We start from the raw sequence: 17,798 nt of genomic DNA, 5'->3' as shown, positions 1-17,798 counted from the left end.
GGCGAGCACAGAGTTCTGCTCCCATGTTTCTTCTACCAAATCTGTCAACGAATTACCTGACATTTACAGTTCTGAGGAGAGCAGCGACGAAGAATCTAGAATTGGGAGTATTTCTCGAGTCCGCGAACCCTGTTCGACGCAGCGTTCGGCATGACGCGAACGCTGCCTGCAAAATCTACAATCCTATATCAACTACTTCCGATCTCTTCTTGACCGTGTCTGCCTTCGGCCAAATGTTGTCACGTCATGAATCATGCGCGCGACGATCTAAAGCGCTATGTGCCGTCTCGCCCGCGCCCCCGGCGAATTTCGATGCGAATGTCTCCCGGCTTTTCTACCCCCTTGAGCGCAGACAGCATTCCCAATATGCCGCCGGATATTACCGCGCTGGCAAAGGCATTAATCGGTACCTCCTCACCATCGACCGTGAGCCGAATCGCGTCGCGCTCCGGGTCCGGACGCGCATAGCGCTCGACCAGGAATGCCGCTAAACCATGCGAGTCGTTAGACCGGTACGTAGGAATAGAGAGTGTCATTTCGCCGTCGCTCACGACGGCCGCAAGTTGCTCTTCCGCAAGCAGCAGGTCCGGCCCTAGATCGCTACGGTGCACCTCTATCTTTGGGAATTTCGACCGCTTGTAGCCTTCGACCAATACGAAGTCATACCCCAACATTGGCAGCAATCCCACGAGCTGCGGTAGTGAAGCGTCATGAGACACTTTGCAGAAGATGACGGCGTCCCCAGGCCCGCTGAGCACCACCGCTTCTGCGCCAGAATGTGCCAGACGCCAGGAGTCGCTGCCCTCTCGGTCCAACGTAAAGCCATGCGCGGCATGTTTAATCACCGCGACCCGCCGTCCACGCTCCTGCAGGCACGGGATGAGTTTTTCCAGGAGCGTCGTCTTCCCCGCATTATGCTTTCCGACTATGCATACCACGGGGATCACGACACGGACTCCCTAGCTCGTTGCCTGCGCCGGTCTGCCTCTGCATCCGGCAGCGGCACGATGGAATGAGCAAAGCCAAGCAAGAGTGCCTTGGTCGCTATACCCAAGCAAGTCATGCAATTCCTGTTTCCTAAGTGGGTGCGGGTGAAGTTGTCAGCAGAGCAACGTTCATGGTTCGAAAAGCCTGTACTGAGCTTGTCGAAGTGCTCACCACGAACGGAAGAAACGAGAATTCGTCAGTAGAATTTCGTTAGTAAAGTCGGTGTTCGTTCATCCTGTGTCTACCTGTCTTGGGTATGCCTGTCGTGAGCATGTCGCAGGATTGAAGGATGTACGGATACCCTCTTCACGTACGCTCTAAGTTTTTCCTCGTGCTCCCTGCCGGCGGTTCTCAGCTTGCTGCCTGAGAAAGGCCTCAACGAAGTCATCGATAGCACCATCCATCACGGCGCGCGTATTCCCGGTTTCAACTCCGGTGCGGAGGTCTTTGACCATGGTGTAGGGATGCAACACATACGAACGAATTTGGTTGCCCCATTCAGCGCTCGTATGCTCACCCTTGAGAGCCGCCTGTTCGGCCTGCTGCTCTTGCAGCTTCCGCTCCAAGAGGCGTGCGCGCAGAATGCGCATGGCTGCCTCGCGGTTTTGCAGTTGCGAGCGCTCATTTTGGCAGGAGACGACAATGCCGCTGGGCGCATGTGTAATACGCACCGCCGAGTTGGTCTTGTTTACATGCTGCCCGCCCGCCCCACTGGCGCGAAACGTATCGAGACGCACGTCGTCGGGGTTGATCTCAACCGTGACGTCATCATCGATCACGGGAAGCGCCTCTACGAGTGCGAATGACGTGTGCCGGCGGTGGTTGGCATCAAACGGCGACAACCGCACGAGACGGTGCACGCCATGTTCGGACTTAAGCCGGCCGTAGGCAAATGGCCCGCTTACCTGCAACGTCACGCTCTTGATGCCGGCCTCTTCACCGGGGGTGCTATCCAAAATCTCCGGCCTGTGCTCGTGCGTCTCCGCCCAGCGGATATACATGCGAAGGAGCATCTCGACCCAGTCCTGCGAATCAGTTCCGCCTGCGCCCGCATGCAGGGAAAGAAGCGCGTCACGCTCATCGTACGTGCCTTGAAAGAGCGTCTGTATCTCACGCTTCTCGCCATCAGCTTCCAGCCGGCCCACCTCGGAGTCAAGCTCTGTCTCCAGCGCTGGGTCGTCGAGCGCGGCAAACTCCTGCAACGCCTCGACTTCCGCGAAGAACCCATTCCAATCATCCGCCATGCGGCGCACCGCCGCGAGCCGCTGCATCACACGCTGTGCGTCAACCGGCGTATCCCACAGTCCCGGGTCAAGCGACTTTTCCTCCAGTTCGGCAATCTCTACGTCCCATGATGCCAGGTCAAAGGCGCCTCCGAAGTTCGTCTGCACGAGCGCTTAGGGCGGCTATTCTCTCATTGATCATATTCTTCGCTCTCTCGAGGTTTTCCTCACGGTGCTAAGACAGAGTTTTTACGTTATGTCGAGATACAATATTGGGAGCCACAACCGTTATTCCGCTCTCACTCCTCAACGATGCAGAATCATGAGTCCCTGCACCGCCTGCAACCAAGGATGCCGAGCCGAGCGAAGTCGTTGTAGCCTGTTCGATGCCCGTTGATTAAATCATAGGCACTGGACTCGGTCAAACACTCCCCAGACTCTGTAGCCGCAAGCTAGTGACAACGTGCTGAGATAGACCAAGAACAGGCATTCGACCTGGTGTAACCTGCGGTGGCAAATGTCATCACCTTACGGTATGCTGATATCTACCGTGCGGCCAGCCGGCCCGCATGCTTACGGGAGACTTGAGCAAGAGCCCACACCCGCTGCTGAGGAAAACGCACATGAAACAGGTGCTCCACATTATCGACGACAAGGACAACACCGCAATCGCGCTGGCTGACCTTACCCCAGGCGCCAAGGTCTCTTTCACAGGACCAGACGGCGCGCAGGAAATCACGATTCTCGACGACATTCCCTTCGGTCACAAGGTGGCCGTGAAAGCCATCGGCAACGGCGAACACGTCATCAAGTACGGCGAATCGATTGGGGCTGCCACGCAAGACATTGCGCCGGGCAATCACGTGCACACGCAGAATTTAGAGAGCCTGCGCGGGCGTGGTGACCTCGTCGGCGCCGACCAATCCTCCTAGCCCTGCCGCTGCCACTGTCATGCCTGCACAGAAGTCCGCAAGCCCGCCAAAACGCAAGCGAGGCCGAGAGTCTAAACGCGCTCTCCGCGAGCGTCTAGGAGAGATCGTCTCCGGCCTCCGCGCAACCTATCCTGAAGCCGAATGCGCTCTTGAATATCGTAGTGCGTGGGAACTATTGGTTGCCACCATCCTCTCCGCGCAGTGCACGGACAAGCGAGTAAACATGGTCACTCCGGCCCTCTTTGAGCGCTTTCCAACGGTGGAAGCCTTTGCAGCGGCGCCGCGAGAAGAACTGGAAACAGCCATAAGGACAACCGGCTTCTTTCGCAATAAAGCCAAGAATATTCAGGGCGCCGCGCACGTGCTGCTGGAGAAATTCGGGGGCGCTGTGCCTAATACGATGGCGGAACTCCTCGAGTTGCCCGGCGTAGCGCGGAAGACCGCCAATGTTGTGCTCGGCGTGGCTTTTCAGGTTGCTGACGGGGTTGTGGTCGACACCCACGTCTCGCGCCTCTCTCAGCGCCTGCGGCTGACCCGCGAAAAAGAGCCCACCAAGATCGAGCGAGATTTAATGCAGATAGTGCCTCAGTCCGATTGGATAGACATTGGACACCTGCTAATTCACCACGGCCGGGCGCTCTGCACCGCTCGCAAGCCTGCCTGTGGCGAATGCCCGTTACAGGACCTTTGCCCAAGCGCGGCACTCTACCTCGACGGTTAGATTGGATGTGGCCACCCTCTACCCCACAGTTGGCGGGCCAAGCGGGATCTATGGCATCTAAGCACACACAACAATTAGGTGCCAGTTTCAAATGCTTGCCCAGCTACTCTTTCTCCACACAACAGGGACAACCTTCGCGCAATCCATCGAACGTGTAAATGCCCGTGTTGTGGCCGTCTTCCCAATGCATCCGGACCGCATAGCTCCCCACTTGCTCAATTGACTCCAGGAACGTCTGAGCTGCCGTCAGAATTATGCCGGCATGCATCGACCCGGGAATGTCCATTTCACCGGCGCAAAGAGCACACGGACACGAGCGGCGCAAGTCCTCCCAATCGTAGCGGCTAATGTGCCCATCTCGCCACTCGACTCTGAGTTCGCGGCTGTCCTCGCCGCGTGATATCATCGCGGGCGTTCGTGCCCGAATGTCTCTCATTTCTTGCTCCGCATGTGAATACTTCCGTTACTACGTGTTCCATCCTGCGCTGAATAGTCCGAAAGACACCTGGTTCCGGAATGCCACGTATGGATTGGCACGGTGCTTCGAGATTTCAACCGCACCCAATCGCGCTCTCGCCAGGCAATCAAGAACGCACCCCGACGTTGTCGGGGTGCGTTCACTTCCATTGCTGGGTCGGGCAGTAGTTCCGCCTATTCATCGCCCTAACCTCGGGCACTGGCTCTAGTTTGGCTCGCTCACACCAGCGCGTCGCCGAAACTACCCGTCAAGAGGCGGAACCCAACACCCTGTTTTGTGGCCCCCCACCCGCATCAGTCGTAGTTTTCAATCCCGCGGATGGAGGGTTACCTGTCCACTTGCCAAACACAATACAGCACTCTCGGATTATCGAGCGGCAAGCGCATTCCTTTCATGGCTCACCTCCCTCCTTTCGTGCAGTACCGAGGGTTCGCACCCTCCTTACTTCAAATTAACCACAATGCATAGAATTTGTCAAGCGTTCGGAACCGATTTGCTGCAGAATGAATTGATTAGTCTTGGAGGAAGAGAACACCCTTGGCGCTGCCGCACGCCGGCGGCTTACACGTACACTATTCTGATCCGCTCCATCGATACGTGGACGCCAGAAACCGCGGCACACCGGCTCTACAGCTCCATCTCACTCAAGTAGCGGTCTTCTCCCACCAGCATCAAGACGTCGCCGTCTTGTAGGCGCTCGCTGGGGTACGGATCATAGATGACACTCTTATTGCGTCCAATCATCAGGACTCGAAGTCCGCTCTCTTCATCAAAACCCAAGACTTGCAGCGACCGGCCGACAAAACGATCGGGAACGCGGATCTTGCTGACACCATAGCCTGGGACCACCTCCACATAGTCCAGTATGGCACGCGAAATGAACGTATGTGAAATGCGCAGGCCGGCTTCATGTTCAGGATAGATCACCTTATCGGCGCCAATGCGATCCAGTATCTCGCCATGAAGTTCATCACGTGCCTTTGCAATCACATATGGCACGTCAAGATGTTTGAGAATCAGAGTGGTGACAATGCTGCTCTGAACGTCCGAACTAATACCGACAACCACCACGTCGAAATTGCGAATGCCCAGCTCCTCCAAGGCTCCTTCATTTGACGTATCAGCCCGCACTACGTGGGTGAGGTCATCCGACATGTTTTCCACAAGGTCTTCATTTTTGTCCACGCCCAACACATCGTACCCCAGGCTGGCAAGCTGAATTGCGGCGCTTCTACCAAAGCGCCCCAGACCAATGACGGCAATCTGCTGGTTTTGCATTCGCTATCTCCTATCCCACGCGTACCGATTCACTAGGATACTCCAAGAACTCGCGATGACTCTTCTGCGCAAGCAGCAGCACGAGGGTGAGCGGGCCGAGTCGCCCGACAAACATCGCAAGTACCAAGAGGAGGCGGCTCGCGTCGTGCAACTGTGGCGTAATGCCATAGGACATGCCAACCGTGCCAAGCGCCGACGCAGCCTCGAAGAGAACCGGAAGGAAGCCTACGGGCTCGAAGTCAGCAAGCAGCCAGCTCACCGCAATGAGCAGCAAGGTAGCCAACGAGACAATGGCGAGTGACCGGAATACCACTCCCTGCGGAATTCGCCGGCGCAGTATCGAAGTTCGCGTCCGCCCGCGCATCACGGCCAAGATTGTGACACAGAGAATAGCAAATGTGGTCACCTTTATTCCACCTGCAGTCGAACCTGGCGCGCCGCCTATGAGCATGAGCACCATCGTCAGGAAGGTAGTGTCCTCCGTCATATTACCGACAGGAAGCGTCACAAAGCCGGCCGTGCGGGCAGCGATGCTATGGAAGAACGTGTCTACCAGTTGCACGTGCCACACTTCTCCGGCCAGTGTAAGCGGATTGGTGCGTTCCCGCCAGAAGAATGCCAACCCGCCAATTAGCCACAGTGAGCTCGTGACGATCAATATCAGCTTGGTTTCCAGGCTAAAGCGCACCCAGCGCCGTGACATTGCAACATCGTGAAACAGCACGTATCCCGTACTGCCAAACACGACCAGCGCCCCAATTACGACAAGCAAAAACTCCTCCCGGCGGAAGTCTGTCAAGCTGGTAAAGCCTCCCATGAGATCGAACCCAGCGTTGTTAAATGCCGATATGCCGTGGAACAATCCCATCCAAAACGCCCTGGACGGCTCATTGCTCTGCGCAAAGTAGAGCGACAACGCCAGGACACCAACAGCCTGGACCATGATCGTCCAGATTGCGATGTTTCGGGCGATACTAACGATGCCCCCAATTCCGGATAGGTTGAGCGCCTCGCGCATGAGAACCTGCTGGCGCAGCCGAATCCTTTGTCCAAGCACCATGAACAAGAGGATTGAGCTAGTCATGAAACCAAAGCCGCCCAACTGTATGAGCGCAAGAATCACGACGTGGCCGAACGTCGTCCAGTGGTCTCCGGTATCAACCACTACCAACCCGGTTACGCACACGGCTGACGTGGCAGTGAAAAGGGCATCGATCAGAGAGGTGCTATTGCCGGGCTTAGTGGCCGCGGGCAACATAAGCAGCAACGTTCCCAAGGCGATGAGGGCTGCAAATCCTCCCGCAAGGACGAATGAAGAGCCGAATTTCCGCCGTCGCTCGTACCCCTTGGGATTGGGAGGTGGCGTCACCAGCACTACTTTGGGAGCGTGCTGGCGCTCTCCTTGCTGCGTGCCGTCCCCTTCAGTGGGTCCGTTGTCTGAGGAGCCTATGGCCGCGTCCCTCCCCTAGCTGAGCGATACGCGGATCTCTTCACATATGAGTAGCTACCTGCCACCTATCGATGCTACGTAGGCTAGGTAGATTCCGCTACAAAGCGGACAGTAACGAGTTCGTGAGTGCCAAGTTGCGGTACTGTCACACTCAGCACATTGTCGCTGACGCTATATTCGGCATCGGTTCCACTTACCATGAGCTGCGCATCTTGCACTGCACTGCCAGGTTGCAACACGACCCGCACTTCCTGGGCGCCGACATTCACGACTTCTTCCACCGACCCTCGCCACGCATCCACGCTGGTGAGATTCACGAGGTGCACCTGGAGCATGTTGCCAAGGACAAGCACGCCAATGTCTACCAGGCCCGGTCCCTCCACGGTTACCGGCAATTCGCTGCCATGGGCCCAGCGCACCGCATGTGCGAGCAGGCCGGCGAGATCAGAATTATTCTGTTCCCAAATGGCGTGGGCGATGTCTCCTGGGAAGTAAACGATCCGGCTCTGTTCCTGTTCGCGCGCGAACAGGACCGGACGGGAGATATGAGGTAGCTCCGACAATGCGAATTCGACCGGTTCCGCAGGCGCCGGCGGCACCAGCACTAAGGGCGTATCCGTCCTCGCCAAAGGCTGCACAAGGCTAAGCCGCGTGGCCGCCGGCAGGACGATTGTATCGGTATACGGCTGAACGATCGGATGATCACCGCCGATCTGATACTGCGCATGGTCCAGACCTGCAATCGGCTCGCGGCCTGAAGCGGTAACGCCCAGCACGTCTGCCAGTGCAAAGTCGGTGCGGTATTCCCCTGAGGTGTCCCGCCGCGAGGTCTCAAACGTCGCCACCAGGCTGCGGCCGCTGCTCACGAAACTCCTAATCTGCTGGGAGTGGCTATCCGAAAGTTCACTGATGTTCGGGAGCAGGATCAACTGATAGTCCTGCAGCGCCCCTGCTTGGATGCGATCTAGCTCCACCAAATCGAATGGAATGCGCGCCCGCAACAGGGCTAAGCATGCGCCCATTACATGACTGTTGAAGCCACATATGGCATCGGCATCCGTGCTGTTGGCATAGAGCACTCCCACTGTCGCGCCGGGAATGCGTCCTCCCAGAATCTGTTCATGCTGACTCTGCCATGAAAGAGCCGGAGCCATCTGCTGGAATATTCTGCGATCGCGCGGCACTGCCGCGATACTGGTCCAGGGCCAGGCGCCATGTGCAAGAATTTCAGCCAACGTTACCGGGATTGTTGCCGGAGAAATCGCGTCCGAAGCGCCGCTGCCCACGTTGACCGTGACATAGGCCGCTTTTCCTCTGCCTGCAACGCCCCTCGCCTTGCGGCTCACCAAGCCTGCCGTCCAGAGTGGGTGCTGCCCCCCACCGGCTTCATGCTGGCCCACGACGAATTCCGCCAGCGAAGCTACCCGGCCCTGGGTCGTGTCCCCAACCCACAAGGTATTGGCGCGTGCCTCCTTGGTAATCCGGTCCAGGAAGCTCCAGAGTTCTTCATCTACTTCTCGCCGCCAGCGTTGCCAACTCCGATGTGAACGTTCCTCTTCCAAACTCGCCGGCGACCGGCGAACTGGTCTGGGAAGCCGCATCTCTGCTTCCCGAGCGTACCGTTTCTCGCAGTAAGTGCAGTAGCAAATCTGGCGGTTTCCTTGCCAGTTATGCCCGAGAAAGCCATCCACGGGGTATCGACCAGCGATCTCACGGACAATCGCAGGCAAGTATTCCCGGTAATACGGTGAGTTGATGCAAGTGTAGTAGAGGCCGTTTGCGCGGCGCGGCTTACCTTCGTGGTCCACCATGAACCAGTCGGCATGGGCGTAGTAGAGGTCCTCGTGGCCCATACTGGGGTCGATGCGAGCGAGCACAACCAGGTCTTGGTCCTTTGCCGCCTCCACCAACTCCCCGAATACATCGCGCTCGCCGAGCGAGTGGCTGCGGCGATGGAAGGGTACTTCCGTAGGATAGAACGCCAAAATACCACCCGCGCTCAGTGCTACGCCGCCGAACCCATTCTCACGCCAACGCTCCTGCCACCAATCAACGTCCACGTGTTGTGGATCAGCCTCATGGAGCACTACCTGTCCAAAGCGAATGAACTGATCGTACCAAGGCATCTCCCGGGCCATACTGGCTCCCTTCATGTCTAACTTGCAAGGCTCCGAGAAGCCTTGCGACACGTGTGTTTACGTTTACCCCGCTTTATTCTCAGTCTATCCAACACCCACCGAATCTTCAAATGCCGCAGCCCTGCGCCACCTCCTCTTCCATTGACTTAGAGATTAGTCTCTATGCCGAAGCCAGACCGGTGCATGGTCACAGCGGCAGCACATAGACTGAACGCACTTTCTCCACTATGTAAAGTAGCCGCTAGGGCCGACAGCTTGCAGTAGGGCAGACTACAAAACTGCCCTTGCACGGCGCCGGCCTCCAGGCAACTTTGCGTTCCCTGGCCTGCCTCAATGGACTTGCCACGTGTTAGGTTGGAGAGTGCGATGGGTCCAAAAACTAATTGAACTTTCCTGACACGGTGGTTCAATTCGGTGTACACTACCAGCGGCAATTGGATGAAATGTTGATGCCAAATCGCCGCACTTCGAAATAGGCATCTTCCCCAGCACTTTATAACGATAGGAGCACTTTGGCAGCCATGTCCGCGGAAGAAACGCACGAGCACTATGGGACCGCGACGCTTGAACCGGCCGGCTACGCCATTGCGGGCGCCTATGGCTCCTGGCGGCTCCGCTTCACGGTTGGCGCCCGAGGTATCGCTACCGGTGGCGCCATCAGGATCTATACGGATTCGGACACTGACTGGGGAGTACCACAGCTAACCAACCCTACCCAAGCTGAGTACATGACCGTGGCTGCCCCATTGGATGCAGGCCTTGACGTTCTGGTTGAGGATATTAAGTCAATAAAACTTCGTGTCCAGGGGCGCGACCTGCGGGCAGGAGAATCTGTCGTGGTGACATACGGTGATCAAGCCGGAGGCGGGCCCGGATCACGCGCTCAGACCTTCCTGGAGGAAAGGCGATACTTCTGGGTGGCAGTTGATGCCAGCGGGAACGGCGACTTCACCACCTTGCCAAACTCGCCGTACCTTTCCGTCGTGGGCGGCCAAGCCGTGAAGCTGGCAGTTGTCGCGCCATCGACAGTCGTCGTAGGCGAACCATTCCGCACACTCATACGCGCCGAAGATGCGTGGGGTAATCCCGCCAACGCGTACGCGGGCACAATCGCGATCATTGCGGAGGGCATAGAGCTTTCGGAGCAGGATCGAAATCTGACGTTTCTTCCTAGCGATCACGGTGTGCGGGCGATTGAGGAGTGTTCTGCCTCCCATGCCGGCACGCAGCGCATTCACGTCAAAGACTCGCATTGCAATCTCGTTGCACGCAGCAATCCAATTCTCGCCACCGAACGACAGCCGGGGCACAATCTCTACTGGGCCGATCCCCACGGCGGCCAAGTCGCCCTGGCGGCGAAGATACCCGGCTTCTTCCGCTTTGCCCGTGACGTTGCCGCCTTGGACTTTGTCGGCTATCAACGCAATGATCACATGGTCTCTGCAGAAGACTGGCGGCTGCAGCAGGAAGCCGAAGCCGCCTTCTCAGACCCCGGTCGCTTTGTCCCGTTACCGGGATTCGAATGGTCGCCGGAAACAGCGCGGGGCGGTCATCACAACGTCTATTTCCGCCGGCACAATCAACCCATCCGGCGCAACAGCCACGCGCAAGTTGCCGACAAGTCGGACGTCGCTACCGATCTCCCCCACGTGCGCGATCTCTACGCGGCGTATCGCCACAGCGACGTGCTCATCACGCCCCACGTCGGCGGCGCACACGCAGACTTGGACTATCATGAACCCTCAATTGAGCCCGCCATCGAGATTACGTCTACCCACGGTTCATTTGAGTGGTTTCTCGAAGAAGCGCTGCAGAATCGTTACACCGTTGGCTTCGTCGGCGGCAGCGACAGCCACACCGGCAGGCCCGGCACGGACGCTCCCGGCTTCCAGCCGCGGCGTTATGCGCGCGCCGGTCTCACTGGCATCTATGCGGCCGATCTCACTCTAGAAGCTTTTTTTGAGGCGCTCAAGGCACGCAGATGCTATGCGACGACCGGCGCAAGAATTGTCATGCACGTAGCCGCGGACGGCCGGCCCATGGGTGCAGCCTATGGCACGCCCGCTCCGCCTGCCATTGGTGTTTCCGTCACCGGCACGGCTCCGCTTGAGAGCATAGAGCTTTTCCGCGGTCTCGAGCGGATATACTCCCATTACATTGAGGACGCGCAAGACCCCGGACGTGTGCGAATCCTTTGGCAAGGCGCGAGCCGCAAGTCCAGCTATTCCGGCGTCGTGTGGGACGGCACCGCGACGCTCACTGGGAGCAAGGCAACCGCAGTCGAGACGATCCGATTCGATAGTCCCCGATCCCATCTCTTGGATGTTACCGACCGCAGCCTGCGATGGCATTCGGTGACGTGCGGCTACCGCAGCGGCATCGTTTTGACCCTGGACGACAGCACGAACGCTATCCTCGATCTTGCCGTCAACTCGTCGCTCATTAGCCGTCCGCGCTTCAGTGCGTACGGCTCGTCCGGGCCGCAGATTCTCGCGCACGCCCCCGCGGAATCTCTCGCCCTTAGCGTCCCTGTGCAAGACCTCACAGAAGGGCCTCGAGAGTTCGCTCTGGGGCCTCTCGACCGCAAGGTGACCGTCTCCCTCGCGCCAAGCGAATCCGGACCGGAGAGTGCTTCGTTCACGTTCACCGACCCCACCCCGCAACCGGGCGTGAATCCGTATTGGGTGCGTGTCATTCAAACCGATATGGAAATGGCGTGGTCGAGCCCGGTGTTCGTTGACTTTGCAAGTGGATAGGTGAAGTACCGGTAAACCCAGATTTGTTAGCAGCCATACAAAGGCTTCTTGCAGATGCGATCATTTGCTCGATATCAATTGCATTGACATCGAACTGCTAAGCTCCGTCAAACGTGTCGAAAGCTTGACAATCTTCAAGTTCGCTAATTTACAGTCAGCATGGCAATAGAAATGGTCTAGCTCTTCTCGAAACCCAAAGTGTGTATACTGTATGAGAACAGAGTTGTGTAATGGGCACTCTTGTGTGGCATAGGGTAAGGCAATGGAGCCGATTAGCTTGATCTTAGGGGGCATCCTCCTACTCATTTTCGTTATAGGGTGGATAAAGCTGTACCTCTTTCCTTTTGGAATTGCAGCAAAGCGCGGACACCCTCAGTTGCGGGTCTTGTTCTACGTAAACCTGTTCCTGGGATGGACAGTCTTTGGGTGGTTAGTAGTGCTTGTGTGTGCACTCTCGTACGAGGCACAAGAGTATACGCCCCGCAGAAAGCCTCAAATCTTCCGAAAATCAGTGCCAGTTCAACCAATCGAAGTCACCAACGACAAGTACGACTCAATATAGTGAGACTTGCGAGTAGAGTAATGGGGGTAAATAGCCAAGAGGCTAGCTTACAGAGGAGTTGTGGTTCATGGCAACAGTAGGAACTGAAGTCGGCCAAGAAGCGCCGGACTTTACCTTAGAAAACCAAGAAGGTGATCAGGTCAGCCTGTCCGACTATCGCGGCAAGCAGAACGTCGTGCTCGTCTTCTATGTTGGCGCGTTTAGCAGTATCTGCGACGGCGAGTTTCGTGGCTTGACCGCGAATGCCGGTCGTTACGACGCCAGCGACGCGGCGGTGATTGGTGTATCCACGGATACCAAGTGGACGCTCAAGCAGTACAAAGAGGCAAACGGCTTTCCCGCTACATTCCTTGCCGATTTCTGGCCGCATGGCGCCGTGGCTCAGCAGTACGGCGTCTTCTTTGATCCGCTAGGCGTTGCCACACGCGGCACTTTCATTATCGATAAGAACGGCGTGATCCAAGGCAAGACCGTCAACGAGCCGCTCGATCCGCGTGACGAGAAAGACAATTTCGCTGCCCTGCAGCAGTGCTCGTAACGCAATTCCTCAAGATCCCTCACTCGCATAGGTAGGCATCCCTGAGGTCTCACGAGGCTGGCTGCATTAGTCGCTTGGAATGACCTCTTACTGTAGCGCGGGGGCTTGTCCCCCGCCTCTGGCACACGGGGGCTTGTCCCCCGCCTCTGGCACGCTGGGGTTTGTCCCCCACCTCTTGGGAGCGGGGATCTGGCGGTTCTTGGAAGTACCGCTGTATTTCTGATGGAAAGCTTTTGCCCGTTGTGAACCGGCAGCCAACTCGGTAGAGGCCCTTCTGCACACACTCGGCGACCATTCTCTCGAGATTTCAGCGCATGGCCCGGTTTGGCAGTACTTGGCTGGCAATGCGCACACGTCGCATAGTGTCTGCGGAGCTTCATCTCACCAATGGACAGCGCTGTCCCTACCTGATAGCATTGCCGTTGAAGCATAGCAAATCGTCAGGTAGGTAACGCCCTTGGTACCCTTAGCCCTAATCGAAAACCTATCAGAGCAGACCCCGTCTAAGATACTCTTTCTCGTCCTTGACGGCTTGGGCGGTATGCCGCACCCGGAGGTTGGGAAATCTGAACTTGAGGGTGCCCGTATCCCAAACCTGGACCGCTTTGCTAGACTTTCTATCTGCGGCGTCACCGACCCCATTGCACCCGGGATAACGCCGGGTAGCGGGCCGTCACATCTGGCACTCTTTGGTTACGACCCGATTAGATTCGATATTGGCAGGGGTGTGCTCTCTGCGCTTGGCATAGACTTCCCGATCGGCCCGAACGACGTCTGCTTCCGGGCAAACTTTGCCACAGTCGATGCAGACGGCAATATCACCGACCGCCGCGCCGGCCGGCTGGCAACTGAGATAAATCGCGAACTCTGTGCGTTGTTGCGGCACATACATCTGCCCGAAGTTGAGATTTTCGTCGAGACAGAGTCCGGGCACCGCGCTTTGGTGGTATTCCGCGGCGAGGGACTCTCTGACTATGTAACGGACACGGACCCGCAACACACCGGCGTCCCACCCAGCTCCGCCGCGCCAACCCAAGAGGAAGCAGTGCCTATGGCGCAGATAGTCAACACCTTTCTCGCCGAGGCCGCCATGGTGCTGCAGGGACAAGAGCCCGCCAATGCGCTTCTTCTGCGCGGTGCGGCAAGCCTCCCCGATATTCCAACGATGCCGCAGGTCTACAAGCTCTCCCCGGCAGCGATTGCCACCTACCCCATGTACCGCGGCCTTGCGAAGCTGGTTGGCATGGAGGTGTTGGATACCGGAGACTCAATCTGGGACGAATTTGAAACGCTGCAGCAGAACTGGGAAGAGTACGACTTCTTCTACTTCCATGTTAAGGCCACGGACACCGCAGGTGAAGACGGAGACTTCAACCGGAAGGTGCAGGTTCTTGAGGAGATAGACAGTCTGATTCCCGCCCTGCTTCGCCTGCAGCCGGACGTCTTCGTCATCACCGGAGACCACTCCTCGCCCTCGGCTCTCAGTGGGCACTCTTGGCATCCCGTGCCATTTGCCCTCTATAGCAATACGTGCATTAGCGACGACATCTCCGAGTTCACAGAACGCGCGCTTGTGCGAGGCAGCCTCGGCCGCTTCCCAGCACAAGACGCGATGCAGCTTGCAATGGGCCATGCGCAAAAGCTCGCCAAGTACGGCGCGTAGGGATAGTCTCCGCCAACTACCAAGTGTAGACCGCTTGCTCCTGGCGCCTTCCGTCCAGTCCCTGAAACTTGACCTTCCACATCACATGCAGGTGGAACTTGCGCGGGATGTGCTGAAAGAGGCGCGAGCGGGCATTCTCAAAGGCGGAGTTGTGCCGTCTCTCGACGAGCTTGCACAGAGCATGCAAGGTGCCGCTGGGCACCGCTTCCTTCCCTCTCTGCGCCCGGTAATCAACGCAACTGGCGTTATCCTTCACACCAACCTGGGGCGCGCACCTCTGAGCGAGTATGCGATCCAGGCCATGCTGGCGGCAAGTGCCGGCTATAGCAACCTTGAATTCGATCTCGATGCCGGCATGCGCGGATCGCGCTACACGCATCTCGTTAACGCGCTCACAGACCTCAGCGGTGCGGAAGACGCGCTGGCCGTAAACAACAACGCCGCTGCGATCTTCCTCGTGCTGAGCACTGTCGCAGCCGGAAGGGAGGTCATCATCTCTCGTGGCGAGTCGGTGGAAATTGGCGGCGGTTTCCGCATACCCGATGTCCTCGCGCAAAGCGGTGCGCATCTCGTGGAAGTTGGCACGACCAATCGCACGTACGTGGAAGACTATATTCGCGCAATCACGCCGGCAACCGCCGCCATCTTACGCGTCCATTCAAGCAACTTCAGGGTAGTCGGCTTTACCCATGAGCCGGCACTGGACGCTCTTGTGGCAGAGGCTCGGCAGCACGACATTCCCGTGATCTATGACCTTGGGAGTGGTTCATTGCTTGACACAGCAACGTACGGCCTGCACCGGGAGCCAACAGTGCAAGAGACTGTTGCCGCAGGCTGTGCCGTCGTGAGTTTCTCCGGAGACAAACTGCTGGGGGGACCGCAAGGAGGGCTGATTGTCGGCCAAAGCCCTATAATTGGCGAGATGAAGCGACATCCGCTCGCTCGTGCCCTCCGACTGGACAAAACGACCATTGCAGGACTAGAAGCCACTCTGGACCACTACCGCAAGCAGGAGGCGTCTACCCACATTCCGGTCTGGCAGATGATTTCCGCGCGACCCAACCAGCTCAGACGGCGAGCGCGCGCGTGGCAACGCGCGGCCTCCACAGCTTCCGGACAAACGCTCACGACCACAGTAGCGGTCGGCGAATCCGCTATTGGAGGCGGCGCTCTCCCCGGTGAAATGCTGCCAACGTGGGTGCTTCGTATCTCTTCATCCGAGAACTCTCCCGACTGGCTAGCCAAACAGCTCCGCTCTCAGACACCGGCCCTCGTAGTTCGCATCGAAGACGATGCCGTAGTGCTTGATCCCCGCACCGTCTTATCCAAAGAAGACCAGGCCGTTCGGCGGGCTCTGGCAACGCTCTCCACGTGAGCGGCGGTGCTGCGCTATAATGAGAATTAAGGCGGGAAGACACAGTGCGGTATGCTTAGCGAGTCTCCCAACCTGTTAAGGGAGTCCTTGGCTCGCACATGGATTGGCAATTAGAGCGGTCTTCTTGCCGGTGGAACCACGAGCGTACGCCTGGCTAACGGATAGTGACGCGATAGAGGTAGTACTGAATGCAGCCGCTGATCGACAGTTTCGGCCGGCAGATCGAGAACCTACGCATCTCGATTACTGACCGTTGCAACTTTCGTTGCCGCTACTGCATGCCCGAAGAGATGATGCAGTGGGTGCCGCGTGATGAAATCCTTACCTACGAGGAAATCGAGCGGCTCTCAAAGCTCTTCGTCCGACTGGGAATTCGGGACATTCGCATCACCGGCGGCGAGCCCACCGTGCGCAAGGACCTCCCCTATCTCATTAGCCGCTTACGGCTGATTGAACACCTGGAGAGCCTCTCGATCACCACCAACGGCTTTCGCCTCAAGTCGCTGGCTGAACCACTGGCCGAGGCGGGACTTACCCGCATCAACGTGAGTCTGGATACCCTCGTGCCTGAGCAATTTACGTACATTACGCGTCGGAATGCGCTCAATGCCGTGATGGAAGGCCTGGAGGAGCTTGAAAAGCATCCTTCCATTAGCCCAATCAAGCTAAACTGTGTGGGCATACGTGGCTTCACGGAGAGCGAGGTCGTGGCGTTTGCGGAGCTCGCGCGCCGCAAGCCCTATGTCGTCCGCTTTATCGAATTCATGCCACTAGACGCAGATGGAATCTGGCGTGAAGAGAAGGTGCTCACCGGCGGTGAGATCTTGGACATTATCAACGATGCGATGCCCGTACCGCTCGTGCCCATTCCCACCGATCCTTCGTCAACATCCCGCGTTTATCAGTTTGCCGACGGCAATGGTGAAGTAGGCTTCATTAATCCCGTGAGCGAACCATTCTGCGCCTCCTGCAACCGCATTCGCCTCACGGCAGAGGGCATGTTGCGCACGTGCCTCTTCTCCGTGCGTGAGACCGATTTGCGCCTGCCGCTGCGCGATGGCGCCAGTGACGACGAGCTCGAGCACATCATTCGCGCCGCCATCTGGCAGAAGGAACTCAAGCACCGCATCAACGAGGGTGAGTTCTTTCAACGCGCGAACCGAACGATGTCTCAGATCGGCGGCTAGTCCCCTCCATTGCAGCCAAGCTTGCACCGCCATCGTCGATGCAGTCCCCGCTTGAAGTCCTTGGGCAACTCTCCAGTGCAGTTGGCATTGGGCTGTTAACGAGCCGGCTACCCCTCACACCGGGCCCACTTCCCAGGGCGAGAAAGCAAGCTCGAGCGGCTCCGGCAGAGCCTTCGCGAGAGTCTCTCAGGAAGAGGGCGTTCTTCTCGCCTACCGGCACTGGATGTACGCGATCTCCCAGATCACCCTGAGTGCGACTCCCCGAAGGGCATTGGTGCGGTCCGAGTCCTCCTGCTGACAAGTAAGTTCCCGCCGGCTGATTGGTCGGTCGACCTTCTCATCGACTGCACCTTCGCGATGTCGAGGGACAGGCTACGACCGGAGAGAGTGCGGTACGTGGCGTTCTCTCTCAACATGGCGTGCAGAATTCTAATCCTTGCGGCCTCCATGCGCAACCGCACTATACATTTTTCTGTCATATTCCTCTTTCCGTTGACAACTTCTGATCAT

The 17,798-nt window shown here is 57.7% G+C and carries 13 protein-coding genes; 7 read left to right on the top strand and 6 right to left on the bottom strand.

The annotated features are described in order from the left end of the window. Window positions 1-275: 275 nt before the first annotated feature. Complete coding sequence (gene mobB, locus OXE05_14360; protein ID MCY4438499.1) at window positions 276-947, bottom strand: molybdopterin-guanine dinucleotide biosynthesis protein B; 672 nt, start codon at window positions 945-947, stop codon at window positions 276-278. A 357-nt stretch (window positions 948-1,304) separates the two neighbouring features. After that, window positions 1,305-2,412 (bottom strand): peptide chain release factor 2 gene (gene prfB, locus OXE05_14355; protein MCY4438498.1). Its coding sequence is split into 2 segments (ribosomal slippage): window positions 1,305-2,351 and window positions 2,353-2,412, totalling 1,107 coding nucleotides; the frame shifts between segments, so codons are not numbered across the junction. Between the two features lie 421 nt (window positions 2,413-2,833). On the opposite strand from prfB, the gene OXE05_14350 reads away from it, so the two are divergent. Further along, a complete protein-coding gene (locus OXE05_14350) occupies window positions 2,834-3,142 on the top strand; it encodes a UxaA family hydrolase (protein ID MCY4438497.1) in 309 nt (102 codons plus the stop codon). Window positions 3,143-3,161: 19 nt separating this feature from the next. Next, window positions 3,162-3,863 carry an endonuclease III gene (gene nth, locus OXE05_14345; GenBank protein ID MCY4438496.1) on the top strand — a complete coding sequence of 234 codons (702 nt, stop codon included), beginning with the start codon at window positions 3,162-3,164 and terminating at the stop codon, window positions 3,861-3,863. A gap of 103 nt (window positions 3,864-3,966) precedes the next feature. Here the strand turns inward: nth and OXE05_14340 are convergent, their stop codons facing one another. The 4 genes from OXE05_14340 to OXE05_14325 all read right to left on the bottom strand — a co-directional run bounded on the left by OXE05_14340 (window position 3,967) and on the right by OXE05_14325 (window position 9,207). Then, a complete protein-coding gene (locus OXE05_14340) occupies window positions 3,967-4,299 on the bottom strand; it encodes a DUF971 domain-containing protein (protein MCY4438495.1) in 333 nt (110 codons plus the stop codon). 669 nt (window positions 4,300-4,968) lie between these two features. Further along, on the bottom strand, window positions 4,969-5,619 hold the full coding sequence (locus tag OXE05_14335) for a TrkA family potassium uptake protein (protein MCY4438494.1): 651 nt from the start codon (window positions 5,617-5,619) through the stop codon (window positions 4,969-4,971). Between the two features lie 10 nt (window positions 5,620-5,629). Further along, entirely contained in the window at window positions 5,630-6,988 is a 1,359-nt protein-coding gene (locus tag OXE05_14330; GenBank protein ID MCY4438493.1) for a Trk family potassium uptake protein, read from the bottom strand. A gap of 164 nt (window positions 6,989-7,152) precedes the next feature. After that, on the bottom strand, window positions 7,153-9,207 hold the full coding sequence (locus tag OXE05_14325; GenBank protein MCY4438492.1) for a beta-galactosidase: 2,055 nt from the start codon (window positions 9,205-9,207) through the stop codon (window positions 7,153-7,155). 521 nt (window positions 9,208-9,728) lie between these two features. Between OXE05_14325 and OXE05_14320 the strand changes: the two genes are divergently transcribed. From OXE05_14320 to moaA, 5 genes are all read left to right on the top strand, one after another. After that, a complete protein-coding gene (locus OXE05_14320) occupies window positions 9,729-11,963 on the top strand; it encodes a DUF3604 domain-containing protein (protein ID MCY4438491.1) in 2,235 nt (744 codons plus the stop codon). A 629-nt stretch (window positions 11,964-12,592) separates the two neighbouring features. Further along, a complete protein-coding gene (locus OXE05_14315; protein MCY4438490.1) occupies window positions 12,593-13,063 on the top strand; it encodes a redoxin domain-containing protein in 471 nt (156 codons plus the stop codon). 457 nt (window positions 13,064-13,520) lie between these two features. Next, window positions 13,521-14,726, top strand: a complete 1,206-nt coding sequence (locus OXE05_14310) for a 2,3-bisphosphoglycerate-independent phosphoglycerate mutase (protein MCY4438489.1) — start codon at window positions 13,521-13,523, stop codon at window positions 14,724-14,726. Continuing rightward, window positions 14,695-16,101 carry an L-seryl-tRNA(Sec) selenium transferase gene (gene selA, locus OXE05_14305; GenBank protein ID MCY4438488.1) on the top strand — a complete coding sequence of 469 codons (1,407 nt, stop codon included), beginning with the start codon at window positions 14,695-14,697 and terminating at the stop codon, window positions 16,099-16,101. Before OXE05_14310 ends, selA begins: the two co-directional genes overlap by 32 nt. A 188-nt stretch (window positions 16,102-16,289) precedes the next feature. Further along, on the top strand, window positions 16,290-17,288 hold the full coding sequence (gene moaA / locus OXE05_14300) for a GTP 3',8-cyclase MoaA (protein ID MCY4438487.1): 999 nt from the start codon (window positions 16,290-16,292) through the stop codon (window positions 17,286-17,288). The last annotated feature ends 510 nt before the right edge of the window (window positions 17,289-17,798 follow it).

The organism is Chloroflexota bacterium, from assembly GCA_026710945.1.
Classification (GTDB): Bacteria; Chloroflexota; UBA11872; order VXOZ01; family VXOZ01; genus VXOZ01.
This window is presented reverse-complemented; position numbering and strand designations above follow the sequence as displayed.